Raw genomic sequence first — 16,967 nt, 5'->3', positions numbered from 1 at the left:
CTCGATGTCATGACCGATTTCAACTCGAAAAAATCACGAACATCGTGGGTAAGGGGAAATATCGGCGGGTTTTTCACCAGCCTGTTAGTCGTTCTAGGTTAAAAGCTGGTGATTTATTATTTTCAATCGCTGGCGCTCTGGGTCGTGTTTGTATAGTACCTTCGTGCGTTCTACCGGCAAACACAAACCAAGCATTGGCAATTGTTAGACTTAAACCGAATTCGGATTTGAATTTGCTCTTCACTTTTTTTGTATTGTGTTTTTCTGAAATAAAACAACATATCGAGGGTATAAGCGTTCAAGGTGCTCAAGCTAATTTATCTTTACAGCAGGTAAGAGACTTTCCAATTTTCTCACCTGATTATGAAGAACAATCCGCTATCGCCACCATCCTCTCCGACATGGACGCCGAACTCGACGCCCTGGAAGCCCGCCGAGACAAAACCCGAGTCCTCAAACAGGGCATGATGCAGGAACTGCTCACCGGCAAGACCAGGCTGCTATGATCATGCCTGCTAAATCCTTTTTTACCCATGGAGCTCTCGATGAACGTACTTGACGAAGACAGCTTGCGGTTTCAGGAAGTCTTTATTCCGGAATTGGCCGAGGGCGCCATCAAACAGGCTTATTACCAGACACTGGCCGCCGGTTATTCGGTGCTGGAAGCGGTGGATGGACAATTGATCGAATCCTCGCCGGATGGCTCACGTCGGGTAGTGAAGGCATTGCCCAAACCCATCCCAGTCAGGCCCGGCCAGCGTTTGCGTCGTCTGCAAAAATGACTTCGGCAACACCGCGGCTGCGGATGATGTTTGCCGGGCCGAATGGGTCAGGTAGCCGCAGGCCGATATACTACCGTTAGTATGAGTAGCTATCAGCCTCCGTTCCAGCTCAGTCATAACATGCTTGCCAAAGTGGCGGAGATCGCCGAGTTACTGGGGCGCTGGAAACAGGCAGGCCGGGACACGTTGGCGCCGCAACTGCGGCGGGGGAACCGTATTCGCACCATTCAAGCATCGCTGGCTATCGAACAGAACACACTGTCGGTGGAACAGGTGACGGCCGTGCTGGCCGGTAAAGCCGTGCTGGGATTGCTTCGTCCGCTTTGCATTATGAACTGGAATTTATTCATCCTTTTAGCGACGGTAATGGACGCATGGGCCGGTTGTGGCAAACGCTGATACTGAGCCGTTGGCAACCGATTTTGGCTTATTTGCCGGTCGAGACGGTGATTAAAAGCCGGCAGGACGATTACTACCGTGTGCTGGGCGAGGCCGACCAAGCCACCGATTGCAGTGGTTTCATCCTGTTTATGCTTGATGCGATCGGTGAAGCTCTGCAACAAGCGATCACCAGCGAAACGCCGGTTGAAACGCTGGTTAAAACGCCGGTGAAAACTCCCGAACAGATTTTAGCCCTGCTGCGGGAGCAGCCGACTTTAACCCTGGCGGAGGTTGCTGTTCGTTTGGGTAAATCGACCAGCGCTGTGGAACGCGCCGCTCGCAAACTTCGAGAGCAAGAACGTTTGCGCTATGTGGGCCCGCAAAAAGGTGGGCATTGGGAGATAAAGGAATAATGGATCAAAACACCCGCTCCGAACGTAACACTCAAAACCGAATCGTCAGTCTGTTCACCGATCCGTCACAGCTCAATTGCCTGGGTTACCGCTATCTTGGCGAATGGAGTAAACGCCAGAACAATCGCCCTATCGAAACCGCACTGCTTCGCGATAACCTGATGGCACGCGGCTATTCCGCCGCCCACATAAGTGCTGCTTTGCAAAAACTGGACACTGCTGCCGACGTCAGCGGCATCACGCTTTATCAAGCCAATCTTCGCACCTATCAGTTATTGCGCTACGGCATTCCGGTGCAAATCGCCGCCGGTCAGCTGCACCTACATCTATCTCGACAACGAGCTGCGCGACCATAATCTGTTTCAGGCGATCTGCCGTACCAACCGGCTGGATGGAGACGACAAGGACTACGGCCATATCGTCGACTTCAAAAAGCTCTTTGGCGACGTGCAACAAGCCATCGCGGTCTACAGTTCCGACGAACTGGACATCGACCAGGGCAACGGCGGCGAAAACAACGTGCGCCTGAAAAACTGGCTGGAAGAAGGCAAGAGGCAACTGGACGATGCCCGTCAAGCACTGCACTACCTGTGCGAACCGGTACTGCCGCCGCGAGAAGTCGAACAGTACCTGCATTATTTCTGCGGCGATGCCGCCAACCCCGACGCGCTAACCGAAACCGAGGCATTGCGGGTGACCTTCTACAAGGCAGTGGCGATCTTTGCCCGTGCCTACGCCGACATCGCCCAGGAACTGATTGAGGCGGGTTATTCCGAGGCTGAGGCCGAGGCATTGAAAAAGGCAGTAGAGTTCTACGCCGAGATTCGGGCCGCCATCAAGAAACACTCGGGTGAAGAACTGGACATTAAGCCTTACGAGGCTGACATGCGCCACCTCATCAACACTTACATCCAGGCCGACCCGGCGGCGGAATTAGGGGAACTGGGTGAAATGTCGCTGACCGAGCTGATCATCGAGACCGGTATCCACGACGCCATCGCCAAGAAACTGAACCAGAAAGGCAAGCTGTCGAAGAATGCTATCGCCGAGGGGATTATCAACAACGTTCGCAAGACCATCATTCGCGACCAGCTCACCGACCCCAGGTTCTACGCGCAGATGTCCAAGCTGCTAGACGATCTGATCAAGCAAAGCCGAGCGGATACTGCCGCTTATGAGGCGTTTTTGCGCAAGGCTGAGGAGTTGGTCAAGCGCTTGGCGGCCAAACAACCCGAGGCCGGCATTCCCGCCATTTTGCATGGCAAGCACGAGGCCATCGTCATCTACAATAATCTCGCAGACCTGATGCCCGAAGCCACGCCGACGTCACAGGTGCAGGAACCCACGACCGACTATAGCGATGAGCGTGCGCAACTGGCGCTAAAAATTGATCATGCCATGAGGGAGCAAGCGCCGGCGGGCTGGAAGGGTGATGAAACCAAAGAGCGCGTCGTTCAGAATTTCTTGTACCCAATGCTGAACAAGAACCCGAATGCCACGCTGGCCCTATTCGAGATCATCAAGAACCAGCCGGGATATTGATGTCGGAAACAATCGAGCTTGGCGACATAAGCATCGCTGTTACCCGCAAGGCCATCAAGAACGTGCATTTGTCGGTGCATCCGCCGGAAGGCCGCGTCACCTTGGCCGCGCCGCTGGAAACCCGTTTGGAAGTGGCCAGGGCTTACGCGATTTCAAAGTTGGGATGGATACGCGATCAACAGGCCAAACTGCGTAATCAGGCCAGAGAGACCCCCAGGCAGTTTGTCGAGCGCGAGACCCACTATCTTTGGGGACGGCGGCATTTGTTGACCATCATCGAGCGCGGCGGCAAGCCGTTTGTGAAGGTCGATCATCGGCGTATTACGCTGTACCTACCGGCAGACAGTGCATTAGAAAATCGTGCAGAGCTGATTCACGAATGGCACAAGGTATTGTTGCATCAAGCCATCCCACCATTGATTGCCAAATGGCAAGTAAAGCTGGGGGTCGAAGTGGCGCACTATTTTTTGCAACGTATGAAAACTAAATGGGGCAGTTGCAATCCGCGAGCGCGTAATATCCGTTTAAACACCGAATTGGTCAAAAAGCCTAAGCACTTGTTAGATTATGTCGTTTTGCACGAAATGGTGCATTTATTGGAGCCTACCCATAATGAGCGCTTCCTAACCATTTTGAGTGGTTATTACCCTAATTGGCAGGAAGCGCGAGCCGAGTTGAATGAATTACCGTTGTCTGCTGAAAATTGGAAAGAGTAATAGTAATCTTCAATATTGGGGGCATGAAGAAATGCGGTTCTTATAATTTTTATGTAAAACAATGCCTGCAGAGCTTAATACAATAGTCCCCACCCACCAAATTATCAAAGCCCAACTGGTTTCAGTTGGGCTTTTTTATTGCCTGTTGGTTTCGACATCGGGTTCTAATTAATGCGCTCTTGGGTTTGAGTCAACTTGGTGCGTATTTTTGTGAAATCCAACGGGAAGTTCGTCCTTTTGGTGCGTCGCACCCTTATTTGGCTTAGGAGGTATCGGACAATATTGCTGGCGAGAAAATTGCTGGTAGATCGGCATGTCTAAACTGAAGGCGCATCAAAATGTCCGTATTGCTGGTTAACTCGTTTCTCGGTCGCTTCAAGCTAAAAAATAAATTTGCGCTGATATTGACGCTAATTGTATTGGCCAGTGTGCTGCCCTTGGCTATGTTCGTCGATGCGGGCGTGTCAATTTCCGGGCCGCAATGGTTGGTGATTGTATCCGCTAATCTGGCTTGGATACTGGTGTTGTCAGCATTATATTCGTCCCTATCGGGTGCGATTGCGGCATTGATCGGCGCACATAGGCAGTTAGAGCTTGGCAACTTTAATATGCGTCTACAGCTTACCGGTCAGGACGAGCTGTCACAGTTATATAGCGGTTTTAACGAAGCCGCCAAAGCCCTGGGCCGGCGCATAGGCGATGTGCATGCGTCTATTCAAGAAGTGACCTATGCCGCCGACCAACTCAACCAGGGAGCCGGTTTCGTCGCCGAAAAACTCGATAACCAACGCGAAAGAACCACGATGATGGCGGCGGCCATCGAACAAATGTCGGCCAGTATCATGGGCGTGGCGGGGCAATGCCGGGATGCCGAAAAAATATCGTCGACCACGCAGCAGCTTTCCCAGCAAGGCCATCGGGCCATCGAAAGCTTTATCGCCGATATGAACGCGCTGTTTGGCGAGATTCAGGACCTGGCTCAATTGATGCAAAATCTGGAGTTACATTCCCAACAGGTTGCCAGTATCTCGGAAGTAATTAAGGCCATTTCCGATCAGACCAATCTCCTGGCGCTAAATGCGGCGATAGAAGCGGCGCGAGCCGGAGAATACGGTCGCGGCTTTGCCGTGGTAGCCGACGAAGTACGCTCTCTGGCAAAACGGGTGCGACAGTCTGCTGAGGAAATAACCGGTACCACTGAAGCCGTCCGGGAAAAAATTCATCTAGCCGTTCAATCCATCGCCGCCACTCGGGATCAAACGGAACAAGGCATTAACAAAGCTTTCCAAGTTGAGCAATCGCTGGCCGAGATTCGGCAGTATGCGGATCAAGCCTTGAATAACGTCACGATGATAGCAACCAGCGCCGAACAGCAAACCCAGGTAAGCCAGGAAATCGGCCGTAACATCGAGACGATTGCGCACAGTGTTGAACAAAACAGCAATGCGGCCCAGGAATCAGCTGAAATAGCCAGGCATTTGGCTAAATTGGCGCAAATCGTTGCTCATTAACCAATAAAAGGGGAATTAGACGTGCCCGATTATGTTTGTGTATTGTTTTTATTGGCGGCGGTGATCACCAGTGCTGCTGCATTTATGTGCTACAAAAATCGCCGGACGCGCCTTGAGCATCTACGTGGGCAGCTGCATTACCTGGAAATGACCGGCGCCTTGAAAAACCTGTTGACGCAGATACAACAACATCGCGGCATGGTGAGCGCTTATTTGAACGGCGATCTGAGCTTTAAATACAAAATCACGGTCTTGCAATCCGACATTGATCGGCAGCTCGAGCAACTCTCCGGGCAGTTTAAGCAGTCGCCGGAATCGTTGCAGTCGTTCGTTGGTATCCGCGAAGCCTGGAAACAACTACACCCTTCCGTACTGCATCTGACCAGGGAAGCAAGTTTTGAACGACACTGTTTATTGGCCGGCACTATTCTCAATTTGATTCGAGATATAGCGGAGCATAGCCAATTACACCAGGAAAGTATTTGTCCGTTCAGCTTTATAGAAATTCTGTGGCATCTCTTGCCGGATACCGCTGAGGCAATAGGTCAGGCGCGGGCTATCGGCACCGGTATCGCTGCGGCCGGCCGCTGCCGGATCACCGATAGGATCAAGCTGGGTTTTCTGATTACCCGCATCCGTCAGGCCATCGAACGGGTTGAAGCCGGCATGGGTAACGCTAACATGTCCATGGTTGCCGATAGCAGTTTCCAGCAGGCTTCGGCTGCGGTTTATGTTCACATCACCGGTTTTATTAGTCATATCGAGCAAAAATTGCTGACCGCGGATAAGCCGGCGATTGATCCGGCGGCTTTCTTTGACACCGCCACGGGGACATTGAACAGTATTTTTGCGCTTTACGATCAGGGCGAAGTGATTACAAATCATGCCCTGCAAAACCAGCTTGCAAGTGCCAGACGCAGTAGCAATCAGTCTTTCGCCATCGTGTTGGTAAGCTTGGTGTTTTTGATGGCTTCGCTGGTGTTGCAGCACTGAGTCGTTTAACCGGCGAGACCAAGAGCCACGCTTTCGATGGCGGCAAACTACTTTTAGGGAAGCTGTAGTACAAAATAAGAGGTGTCATTTCGAATTTGCCTGGTTAACGTAAGCCGTCTACACCCTCTTTATTGGGAAAAAATCCTGGAAAAGGCAGGATGTCAGTGCGCTTGGCCAAGCTAACCTAGGCAAGACCCGTTTGTTGCGCTATGGTTAAGCCCCATTTCCCCCGGCCCCTATAGCTTCGCGTATAGCGGGTCGGCCGAATAGCACAAAGCGTCGCTAACCTAAACATCCACGTTCATCCCCATTCCCCGACACAATGGCTCAACCATCCGACAGAATCCGAGCCAAATGCCTGTGCATCGACATTGAAACCGCCCGGCAGGATAGCCTAAAGCTGCGGGAGATTGGCGCGTATCGACCGGACACCGATGCCCGTTTGCGTTTATCCGGCAAGGCTGCCGATCTGACACAAAAGCTGGATCACATCAGCGAAGGCGCGGCGTTTGTGTTGGGGCATAACGTGATTGCCTTCGATCAGCCGGCTTTATCCGTGTTGCATCCCGATCTTGCTTTGCACCGCTTGCCTTTGGTCGATACGCTGGAGCTGTCGCCGGTGGCCTTTCCGCAGAATCCTTATCACCGCCTGGTGAAGGACTACAAACTCTGCACCACCACCCGCAACGACCCGGTCCGCGACGCGGAACTGGCTTATGAGCTGTTTTTGGATCAGGCCGACGCCTTGCGCCAGCGGGTGGCTGAACATCCTGACGAGGCGTTGTGCCTGCATTTTTTATTGGCGCCGGAAAACGGCAAGGGCGTAGCGAATTTCTTCGCGACCTTGCGCGCGGCGCTAAGGCCGTCGTTAATCGATGCGCAAGCGGCTTGGCGGCGCGCTACCGACGGCAAGGTGTGCCGGGCCGGGCAGCAACACATCGTCAACGACTATTTGCCGGAGCCGGATTGGCACAAGCCGTTGGCGTATGTGTTGGCCTGGCTGCGGGTGTCGGGTGGCAATTCCGTACTGCCGCCTTGGGTGAGTTTGTCGTTCCCGAAAACCCGCGAGTTGATCGCGACCTTGCGCGATGTACCATGCGGCGATGCTGGGTGCGACTGGTGCCGGGAACAGCATGATCTGTCGCAATTGTTGCCGCGCTATTTTCCGGGCATTACGCAATTCCGGCCGACGCCGACTACCGAGGATGGTCGGTCCTTGCAACAAGTCATCGTTGAACACGGTTTTGCTGGCGCGCCGACCCTGGCGATTCTGCCGACCGGCGGCGGTAAATCGCTATGTTACCAATTGCCGGCCCTGGCGCGGTTTTACCGCAACGGCAGCCTGACGGTGATCATTTCACCGCTGCAATCCTTGATGAAGGATCAGGTCGATAACCTGGAAGCGCGCGGCATCACTTGCGCCGGTTACATCAACAGTTTGCTGAATCCGCTGGAACGACAAGTGATGTTGGATAAGTTACGCTTGGGCGATTTGGGTTTGATCTTTGTGGCGCCGGAACAATTCAGAAGTACGGCGTTTGCCAAGGCTTTGCAGCATCGCGAAGTCGGTGCCTGGGTGTTCGACGAGGCGCATTGTTTGTCCAAATGGGGCCATGATTTTCGCCCGGATTATTTGTACGTGTCGCGCTTTATCAAGACTCGGCAAAAGGACAAGCCGTCGCCGGTGTTTTGTTTTACCGCCACCGCCAAGCCGGATGTGGTGCAAGACATTGTCGAGCATTTTCGCAAGCGCCTGGGGATCACATTGGCGTGCTTGAGCGGCGGCGTCAGTCGGGAAAACCTGTTGTACGAAGTGCATGCGGTGCCGGCCCAAGCCAAATATCCGGAAGTGCTACGTTTGCTGGAGCAAAGCTTGCGCGATGAGGGCGGCGCCATCGTGTTTTGCGCCCGGCAGAAGACCGTGGAGGAAATGGCCGAATTTTTAAAACAGGCCGGCCTGGATTGCGGCTACTTTCACGGCGGCATGCAGCCGGAGCAAAAGCGCCAGGTGCAGGAAGCTTTTATCGCCGGCGAACTGCGCGTCATCGCCGCCACCAATGCCTTTGGCATGGGTGTGGATAAGGCCGATGTGCGGCTGGTGATTCATTTGGATACGCCGGGCTCCTTGGAAAATTATCTCCAGGAAGCGGGCCGGGCGGGCCGCGATCAAGACTTAGCGCGCTGTGTGTTGTTGTACGACGATGCCGATCTGGATGTGCAGTTTCGCTTGTTGCGTAATTCGCGGCTGACGCAACATGATATTTCAGCGATTTTAAAAGCTTTACGCAGCATCGAGCGCAAAGACCGCAGCGAAGGTTCGGTGGTAGTCACCAGCGGCGAAATTTTGTTGGAAATCCCGGATAAGCACGGCATCGATCCCGACGCCGCCGATGCCGACACCAAGGTCCGCATCGCGGTGGCCTGGCTGGAGGAAGCGCGTTTGCTCGAGCGTCAGGAAAATCATACCCGGGTGTTTCCGGGCAGCTTGCAGGTGGCCAGTATCGATGAAGCCCGAGTCTTGCTGCAGAAAAAACTGGGGCCGAACGCCGACATCGAGCCTTACATCGCGCTGTTGTCGCAATTGTTTTATAGCGAAGACGACGAAGGCATCAGCACCGACGATTTAATGCTGGCGACCGGTCGCAATTCCCACGAAGTGCAGAGCATGTTGCGGGACTTGGATCGTTTTAAACTGGTATCCAACGATACCGAAATCGGCGTGACCTTGTACCGCGACCCCGATACCGCCGACAGGCTGGAAGACTTGCGTAAGTTGGAAGACGCCTTGATTGCCAGCCTGCGCGAGGCCGCGCCGGATGCGGATCGCGAGCAGTGGCAGATCCTGAACGTGCGCCGGCTATGCGACAGCTTACGCCGCGAGGCTGGCGTGGAATTGACGCCGGACAAATTGACCCGTTTGATGAAATCGTTCGCCGAAGCCTTTGGCGATGGCACCGGCCTGCGCGGTTTTTTCGCGTTGCGTCCGGCCGGTCAGGATAATCGCTATTTGAAATTGCTGCGCAGTTGGCAGGATATCGACACCATCCGCCATAAGCGCATGCGTTTGGCTCAGGCTTTGTTAAATTACTTTCTAGCAAAACGCCAAGGCAATAATCTGCTGGTTACCTGTAAGCAAGGGGATTTGGAAGCGGCTTTGCAAGCCGATCTGACCTTGCAGGATCTGGATGTGCGCGATTGGCAACTGGCCTTGGCGGCGGCGCTGATTTATCTGGACAGCAACGAAGTATTGCATCTGGCCCGTGGTAAGGCGGTGTTCCGCGCGGCGATGAGTATTCAGCTCAATGCCGAGGCCCGGCGCCGGCAATTTAAAAAATCCGATTACGCCGAGCTGGCTTTGCATTACAAGGACAAGATTATCCAGGTGCATGTGATGGCGGAATACGCCCGGCTGGCGCTGGGCAAGATTCAGGCGGCGATGGCCTTTATCGTCGATTACTTTGGTATGGACAGACACGAATTCGTGCGCCGCTATTTCGCCGGCCGACAGGATCTTCTGGAAATGGCCACCACCGAAGCCGCGCATAGGCGCATCCTCACCGACTTGCAAAATCCAGAGCAACAGGCCATCGTCGCCGCGCCGCCGGAAGGCAGTCAATTGGTATTGGCCGGCCCCGGCTCCGGCAAGACCAAGGTGATTGTGCATCGGGTGGCCTGGCTGCTGCGCGAATGCATGGTGTTGCCGGAAGACATTATGGTGTTGAGTTATAACCGCTCGGCGGCCGTCGAAATCCGCAAGCGTTTGTGGGCCTTGATCGGCGCCGATGCCGCCGGGGTGACCGTGCAAACCTTGCACAGCCTGGCGATGCGGCTAACCGGCACCAGTTACGCGGTGGCCGCCGAGCATGGCGAACAAGTCGACTTTAAGGCGGTGTTTAAATCCGCCACGGCATTATTGCAGCAAGCGGAGCAGGGCGACGAGCTCGGGCCGGGCATCCAACGCGACCGCTTGTTGTCCGGCTTGCGCTATTTGCTGGTGGACGAATATCAGGACATCAACGCCGAGCATTATGCGTTGATCAGCGCGTTGGCCGGCCGGGCGATCAACAGCGAGGAAGACAAATTGTCGTTGTTGGCGGTGGGCGACGATGACCAAAATATTTATGCGTTTGACGGCGCCAACGTGCGCTTCATTAAGCAGTTTGCCACGGACTATCAGGCCAAGACCTACTATCTGATTGAAAATTATCGCTCCACCGCGCAGATCATCCATTGTGCAAACCGGGTAATTACGCCGGCGCGGGAGCGGATGAAAACGCAGCACGCCATCCAAATCAATTACGCGCGTCGGGATGCGGCGGACGGCGGCGAATTTGCCGAACTGGATAGTTTGACGCAAGGCCGGGTACATATCCTGGAAACGCCATCACCACTCCACGGTGAAGTCGAAGTGGCGTTGGCCGAGCTGGTGCGGTTGAATCATTTGGCAAACGCGGGCCAAGTCAGCCATTGGGGCCGGTTTGCGGTGATTGCCAGACATTGGGAAACATTGGAGCCTCTGGCCGAATTATGTCGTCTACAAGGGATCCCGGTGAGGCTGCTGCGTGACAGTGCTTTGCTGAATTTGCACGGCACAAGGGAAGGCCACAGCTTACTGGCTTTGTTGAACAAGCTGCGGAGCAAGTCCGGTAAATCCAGAGTATTGCTGCGCTACGGAACCTTGTCGCGCTGGTTTAAGCGCCGCTACCGGCAATCTGTCGATGAGCTGATCGAACATCCTTATCGCGCCATGCTGGCGCAATTCATCATTGCCTCCGAGGCGGTCGCGCCGGGTTGTCAGCATGTGGTTAGCAACGTCGTCGAAGCGCTTTACGAATTCGGTTCCGGTAGCCAGTCCGGGGCAAACGACAGCCGGCACGCCCCGCTGCTACTGTTGACCGCGCATCGAGCCAAGGGTTTGGAGTTTGACCATGTGCTGATTCTGGACGGCGGCGGTTGGCAGCAGAGCAGCGATGACGAGCGGCGGCTGTTTTATGTGGCAATGACCCGCGCTCGCAAAACCCTGACTTTGTGCGCCAAACAGGGTGGGCGGCATGCTTTTATCCGAGACTGCGAAGCGCTTTGCGTTAAGACCCAGCCGCAATTCAGTCGAGAATTGCCAGCGCTGGGTCAACGTACTTGGGTGGCCGATTTGGAGCAAGTTGTCCTGTCATGGCCAGGATATTTCGCGGCGGATAAGCCTATTCATCGGGCGATTGCGGCATTGGAGGTCGGCAGCGAGTTGATATTGCGCGCCAGAAGCGATGGGCAAAGCGGTTGGGAACTGGCGGATTTAAACGGCATGGCAGTCACGCGGATGGCCAAGGCTTTTATGCCGCCAGCAGGTAGGATAGTGGCGGTGCGGGTTGTCGCCATTTCGGTAAGGCATAAAACCGCCGGCGATACCGAAAGTCTGCGTTGCGAGCATTGGGAATTGGTATTGCCGGAAATTTTGTATCTGCCCGCCGATAGGGATCCAAGGTCGTGATTTAACAATTTCGGCTGTCCGGTAGGCTGTTCCGGAAGCCCTGCCTTCTGTCGTCAAGCCGTTCGTGCTGAGTCTGTCGAAGCATGATCGGCTTGAACGCGGGAGACCGAAATTTTTCCGGCCACCCTTGAGTCCTTAGCTTTTCAGCTTGGCAATCAACATCTTGTTCACTTCGCCCGGATTGGCTTTGCCTTGGGTTTCTTTCATGATCTGCCCGACCAAAGCCATCAACGCTTTGTCCTTGCCGGCCCGATATTGCTCGACTGGCACCGGGTTGGCGGCTATCACTTTATCGACGATGGCTTCTATCGCACCGCTGTCGGTGATCTGCTTCAAGCCTTCTTTTTCGATGATCTCGTCGGCACTGTCGGTGCTGTTCCAGAGCTTATCGAATACCTGTTTGGCGGTTTTACCTGAGATGGTGTTGTCGGCAATGCGTTTGAGCAGGCCGGCCAGGCGCTCGGCATTGACCGGGCAATCGCCGATTTCCAATCCGGCTTTGTTCAATGCGCCCAACACGTCGCCGGTCAGCCAGTTGCCCGCCAGCTTCGCTTCGCCGCCCGAGGCTTTGACGACTGTTTCGTAAAAGTCGGCTAATTCGCGCGACGACGTCAAGGTGGTTGCGCTTTCGTTATCCAGGGCGTACTGCTCGATGAAACGCTGTTTCTTGGCATCCGGCAGTTCCGGTAGCGTGGCACGAATTTCGTTTTTCAACGATTCTTCAATCAATACCGGCAACAGGTCGGGATCGGGGAAGTAGCGGTAGTCGTTGGCTTCTTCCTTGCTGCGCATGGAGCGGGTTTCGTCTTTGTTGGCGTCGTACAGGCGAGTTTCCTGAACCACTTTGCCGCCGCCTTCGATGACATCGATTTGCCGCTCGATTTCGTGATTGATGGCTTTTTCGACGAATTTGAAGGAGTTGATGTTCTTGATTTCGGCGCGGGTGCCGAATTCAGCTTGGCCTTTCGGGCGCACCGAGACGTTGGCGTCGCAGCGGAACGAACCTTCCTGCATATTGCCGTCGCAGATTTCCAGGTAGCGCACCAGTTCGTGCAGCTTGCGCATGTAAGCGACCGCTTCCTTAGCCGAACGCATATCCGGTTCGGAAACGATTTCCAGCAGGGGTGTGCCGGCGCGGTTCAAGTCGATGCCGGTCAGGCCGTGGAAGTCTTCGTGCAAGGATTTGCCGGCGTCTTCTTCAAGATGGGCGCGGGTGATGCCGATGCGTTTGCTGACACCATCGACTTCGATGTCCAGATGGCCATTGCCGACGATAGGCAGTTCGAACTGGCTGATTTGGTAGCCTTTCGGTAAGTCCGGATAAAAATAGTTTTTGCGGGCGAACACCGAATGCGGGGCAATCTCGGCGTCAATCGCCAAGCCAAAGGTGACGGCCTTGCGCACCGCGTCTTTATTCAATATGGGCAAAACCCCCGGCAAGCCCAAGTCGACAGCGCAAGCTTGGGTATTGGGTTCCGCGCCGTAAGCGGTGGCGGCACCGGAGAAGATTTTCGATTTTGTAGACAGTTGGGTGTGGATTTCCAGGCCGATGACGGCTTCCCATTGTGAGTTCATTCGTGGTTCCTTTAAAGCTTATTCGGCAAAAACGTCGTTCAGGTCGATTTGCAGGTCGGGGAATAAATAGGGTGTAGCGATTTCGTCGCCGGGGTGCATGGCGTGCAACTGATACTTTTGATTTTGGTCGAGCACGAACTGATACAGGGTTTGTTCATAGGGGTGCACGATCCAGTATTCAGTGACTGCGCTTTCCTGATACAACTGGAATTTCAACCTTAATTCCCTCTGGCTGTTGCCAGGCGACAAAATCTCGATGATCCAATCCGGCGCGCCGTCACAGCCCTGTTCGGTCAATTTTTCCTTGTCGCAGATGACGCACAAATCCGGCTGCACGACGCTGAACACTTCGCGGTCTTGCAGCAGGGGTTTACGCCGATCATAGAGTTTGACGTCGAAAGGGGCAACGTACACATTGCAATGCTTGTGCTTGAAATGATTGCCCAAACTGACGGATAAATTTAGCGACACACTTTGGTGTTTCCTACTAGGCGCCGGCGACATCGCTATGATCTTTCCCTTGATCAACTCTACACTTTCTTCCAGCCGCCAGGTCAGATAATCGGCGTAGCTATAGGTGCCGTTGGGGTCGAGTTGCGACAATTGCGTGATCGGCGCCATCTTGCCTCCCGTGTTATTCGAAACCTTTCGGTATTTGCAAATGCCAATCGGTCGCTTGCTGGTAGCGGTGGCCGACATTCAGCAACTTGGCTTCGCTGAAATAATTGCCTATCACGTGTAAGCCCACAGGTTTGCCGTCCATGAATCCGGCCGGAATCGACATCGCCGGCAAACCCGCCAAGTTGATGGCAATGGTGTAAATATCTTCCAGATACATCTGAATCGGATCGCTGGTTTTTTCGCCGATTTTGAATGCCGTGCTTGGCGTGACCGGGCCCATTAGTACGTCGACTTCGCTCAAAGCGCGTTTGAAGTCGTCGCTGATCAGGCGGCGCACTTGCTGGGCTTTTAAATAATATGCGTCATAGTAGCCAGCTGACAGCGCATAAGTGCCCATCAAAATCCGCCGCTTCACTTCCGCGCCGAAGGCTTCGCCGCGCGAGCGGGTGTAAAGGTCGGTCAAGTCTGCGGGATTTTGGCAACGGTAACCGAAGCGCACGCCGTCGTAGCGCGATAGGTTGGACGAGCATTCGGCGGAAGCGATCACGTAATAAGCAGGGATTGCCAACTGCAGATTCGGCATGTCCACTTCTTTGACTTCCGCGCCCAGTTTTTGATATTCGGCAACCGCGGCGTGGATGGTGGCGGCCATTTGGCTATTCAGCCCTGTGCTGAAAAACTGTTTCGGCAGACCGATTTTCAGGCCTTGTAAACTATCGTTCAGGCTGGCGCTATAGTCAGGTACGGGTTGATCGACGCTGGTCGAATCTTTGGGATCGAAGCCGGCCATCACCTGCAAAAGTAAAGCCGCGTCTTCGGCGCTACGCGCCATCGGGCCGCCTTGATCCAGGCTGGAAGCGTAGGCGATCATGCCATAACGCGACACGCGGCCGTAAGTCGGTTTCAATCCGGTGATACCGCACAGCGCTGCCGGCTGGCGAATCGAGCCGCCGGTGTCTGTGCCGGTCACCGCAGGCGCCAGACGCGCCGCGACTGCCGCCGCCGAGCCGCCGGACGAGCCACCGGGGACGCAATCGGTCGTCCAAGGGTTGCGCACCGGGCCGTAGAAACTGTTTTCGTTGGACGAACCCATCGCAAACTCGTCCATGTTCAATTTGCCTAGCATCACCGCGCCGGCCCTGTTGAAGCGTTCAACCACCGTGGCATCGTAAGGGGCGATGAAGTTATCCAGCATTTTCGAGCCGCAGCTGGTTTTAGTGCCTAGCGTGCAGAAAATGTCTTTTTGGGCGATGGGGATGCCGGCCAATGGTCCGGCGTTGCCGGTAGCCAGCAACTGATCGGCCGCCTGGGCCTGTTGCAAGGCGCTGTGGGCGTTTACAGTGATAAATGCGTTCAGGTTCTGGTGCTGGTGGGTGCGGTCCAGAAAATGTTGAGTCAGTTCTATGCTGGAGAATGCTTTGCTGCGCAGCCCGGCTGCCAGCTCGGTGAGGGTAAGTTTGTGCATAATCGTCCTTAATCGATGACTTTGGGGACCAGGTACAATCCGGCTTCGGTTTGCGGGGCGATGGTTTGGAAATGGTCGCGCTGATCGGTCTCGGTGACGGCGTCATCGCGCAGGCGCTGCATTTGATCCAGCGGATGCGCCATGGGCGTCACGCCGGTCGTGTCTAATTGGCCCATTTGCGTCATTAATTCCAGTATGCCCGATAGGTCTTTTGCATAGTGTTCGACATCTTGTTCAGCAATGCCCAGCCTTGCCAGGTGAGCGATTTTTTTAACGTCATTCGCCGTTAACGACATTCTTGTAACTCCAGGTTTTCTTAGTAAAACTATGATACTTTATATCTTGCTCAAATACCTGCTTGATTGTTAAAGTAGCGGGATTTTCCGTGTGCGCTTAGGGTACTGCATAAAATGTTTAAAAGAATTCGTGGCCTGTTTTCCAATGATTTGTCTATCGATTTGGGTACGGCAAATACGCTGATTTATGTTCCGGGCCAGGGAATCGTACTCAACGAGCCTTCCGTGGTGGCGATTAAAGAAGACAAAATTCGCGGCCAAAAAACCATCGCCGCCATCGGCGCCGACGCCAAAAGCATGCTGGGCCGTACGCCCGGCAATATCACCGCTATTCGGCCGTTGAAAGACGGCGTGATTGCCGACTTCGCCGTGACCGAACGCATGCTGCGGTTTTTTATCAAAAAAGTGCATGAAAATAAATTATTGCGGCCAAGCCCGCGCATTTTGATCTGCGTGCCTTGCGGCTCTACCCAAGTAGAACGGCGGGCAATTCGTGAATCGGCGGCCATGGCCGGCGCTAGAGAAGTTTATTTGATTGAAGAGCCTATGTCGGCTGCAGTTGGCGCTGGTTTGCCCGTGGATACCGCCCACGGTTCGATGGTGCTGGACATTGGCGGCGGTACATCGGAAGTAGCGGTGATCTCCTTGAACGGTATCGTGTATTCGGCGTCGGTCAGAATCGGCGGCGACCGCTTTGATGATGCCATCATCAGTTATGTGCGCCGTAATTACGGTACCTTGATCGGCGAAGCCACCGCCGAGAAAATCAAACATCAAATCGGCGCCGCGTATCCCGGCAGCGAAGTGCGGGAGATGCAGGTCACCGGCCGTAATCTGGCCGAGGGCGTGCCACGCAGCTTCTCGCTGAACAGCAATGAAATTCTGGAAGCCTTGCAAGAACCCTTATCGGGCATCGTCAGTGCTGTGAAAGTGGCCTTGGAACAAACTCCACCAGAACTAGGCGCGGATGTGGCCAGTCGCGGTATCGTGTTGACCGGTGGCGGCGCATTGTTGAAAGACATCGACCGCCTGATTTCCGAGGAAACCGGTCTGCCGGTGTATATCGCCGACGATCCTTTGACTTGCGTGGCCCGCGGCGGCGGCATGGTGTTGGAAATGTTGGACTCTAAAGGTGCTTCGGCGTTTTCTTTGGAATAAGCCCTGTACTGAATATCTCTGAAAGGCCG

General features: G+C 54.4%; 15 protein-coding genes. 11 read left to right on the top strand and 4 right to left on the bottom strand.

Translation table 11 applies throughout. From position 1 onward, the window contains the following. Positions 1 to 44 precede the first annotated feature (44 nt). From ACR02O_RS22155 to ACR02O_RS22110, 10 genes are all read left to right on the top strand, one after another. Entirely contained in the window at positions 45 to 506 is a 462-nt protein-coding gene (locus tag ACR02O_RS22155; RefSeq protein WP_494522401.1) for a restriction endonuclease subunit S, read from the top strand. Positions 507 to 545: 39 nt separating this feature from the next. After that, positions 546 to 782: a hypothetical protein gene (locus tag ACR02O_RS22150; RefSeq protein WP_494522400.1), complete on the top strand. Its 237-nt coding sequence runs from the start codon at positions 546 to 548 to the stop codon at positions 780 to 782. An 81-nt stretch (positions 783 to 863) separates the two neighbouring features. Continuing rightward, a complete protein-coding gene (locus ACR02O_RS22145) occupies positions 864 to 1,181 on the top strand; it encodes a hypothetical protein (protein ID WP_494522399.1) in 318 nt (105 codons plus the stop codon). Further along, positions 1,106 to 1,576, top strand: a complete 471-nt coding sequence (locus ACR02O_RS22140) for a Fic family protein (protein WP_494522398.1) — start codon at positions 1,106 to 1,108, stop codon at positions 1,574 to 1,576. The genes ACR02O_RS22145 and ACR02O_RS22140 overlap by 76 nt, the downstream gene beginning before the upstream one ends. Then, positions 1,576 to 1,932, top strand: a complete 357-nt coding sequence (locus ACR02O_RS22135) for a hypothetical protein (protein ID WP_494522397.1) — start codon at positions 1,576 to 1,578, stop codon at positions 1,930 to 1,932. The genes ACR02O_RS22140 and ACR02O_RS22135 overlap by 1 nt, the downstream gene beginning before the upstream one ends. Positions 1,933 to 2,023: 91 nt before the next feature. Further along, positions 2,024 to 3,118: a hypothetical protein gene (locus ACR02O_RS22130; RefSeq protein WP_494523481.1), complete on the top strand. Its 1,095-nt coding sequence runs from the start codon at positions 2,024 to 2,026 to the stop codon at positions 3,116 to 3,118. After that, entirely contained in the window at positions 3,118 to 3,834 is a 717-nt protein-coding gene (locus tag ACR02O_RS22125; RefSeq protein WP_458138349.1) for a M48 family metallopeptidase, read from the top strand. The genes ACR02O_RS22130 and ACR02O_RS22125 overlap by 1 nt, the downstream gene beginning before the upstream one ends. 338 nt (positions 3,835 to 4,172) lie before the next feature. Next, positions 4,173 to 5,345: a methyl-accepting chemotaxis protein gene (locus ACR02O_RS22120; protein WP_101052065.1), complete on the top strand. Its 1,173-nt coding sequence runs from the start codon at positions 4,173 to 4,175 to the stop codon at positions 5,343 to 5,345. 21 nt (positions 5,346 to 5,366) lie between these two features. Then, positions 5,367 to 6,338: a nitrate- and nitrite sensing domain-containing protein gene (locus ACR02O_RS22115; RefSeq protein WP_494522396.1), complete on the top strand. Its 972-nt coding sequence runs from the start codon at positions 5,367 to 5,369 to the stop codon at positions 6,336 to 6,338. Between the two features lie 322 nt (positions 6,339 to 6,660). After that, positions 6,661 to 11,823, top strand: a complete 5,163-nt coding sequence (locus tag ACR02O_RS22110; RefSeq protein WP_494522395.1) for a RecQ family ATP-dependent DNA helicase — start codon at positions 6,661 to 6,663, stop codon at positions 11,821 to 11,823. A gap of 135 nt (positions 11,824 to 11,958) precedes the next feature. Here ACR02O_RS22110 and gatB read toward each other — a convergent pair whose 3' ends face one another. From gatB to gatC, 4 genes are read right to left on the bottom strand one after another with little or no spacing between them, the layout of a single operon-like run. Next, positions 11,959 to 13,398 carry an Asp-tRNA(Asn)/Glu-tRNA(Gln) amidotransferase subunit GatB gene (gene gatB, locus ACR02O_RS22105; RefSeq protein ID WP_458138346.1) on the bottom strand — a complete coding sequence of 480 codons (1,440 nt, stop codon included), beginning with the start codon at positions 13,396 to 13,398 and terminating at the stop codon, positions 11,959 to 11,961. An 18-nt stretch (positions 13,399 to 13,416) separates the two neighbouring features. Then, complete coding sequence (locus ACR02O_RS22100) at positions 13,417 to 14,019, bottom strand: Uma2 family endonuclease (protein ID WP_458138345.1); 603 nt, start codon at positions 14,017 to 14,019, stop codon at positions 13,417 to 13,419. 13 nt (positions 14,020 to 14,032) lie between these two features. Beyond that, positions 14,033 to 15,484: an Asp-tRNA(Asn)/Glu-tRNA(Gln) amidotransferase subunit GatA gene (gene gatA, locus ACR02O_RS22095; RefSeq protein ID WP_458138344.1), complete on the bottom strand. Its 1,452-nt coding sequence runs from the start codon at positions 15,482 to 15,484 to the stop codon at positions 14,033 to 14,035. Positions 15,485 to 15,492: 8 nt separating this feature from the next. Continuing rightward, positions 15,493 to 15,780 carry an Asp-tRNA(Asn)/Glu-tRNA(Gln) amidotransferase subunit GatC gene (gene gatC, locus ACR02O_RS22090; protein WP_494522394.1) on the bottom strand — a complete coding sequence of 96 codons (288 nt, stop codon included), beginning with the start codon at positions 15,778 to 15,780 and terminating at the stop codon, positions 15,493 to 15,495. 114 nt (positions 15,781 to 15,894) lie between these two features. Here gatC and ACR02O_RS22085 point away from each other — a divergent pair, with 114 nt between their 5' ends. After that, on the top strand, positions 15,895 to 16,938 hold the full coding sequence (locus ACR02O_RS22085) for a rod shape-determining protein (RefSeq protein WP_020484718.1): 1,044 nt from the start codon (positions 15,895 to 15,897) through the stop codon (positions 16,936 to 16,938). The last annotated feature ends 29 nt before the right edge of the window (positions 16,939 to 16,967 follow it).

The organism is Methylomonas sp. PHL2-19 (genome assembly GCF_059331595.1).
The sequence above is the reverse complement of the archived record's forward strand: the minus strand, read 5'-3'. Positions and strand labels throughout refer to the sequence as shown.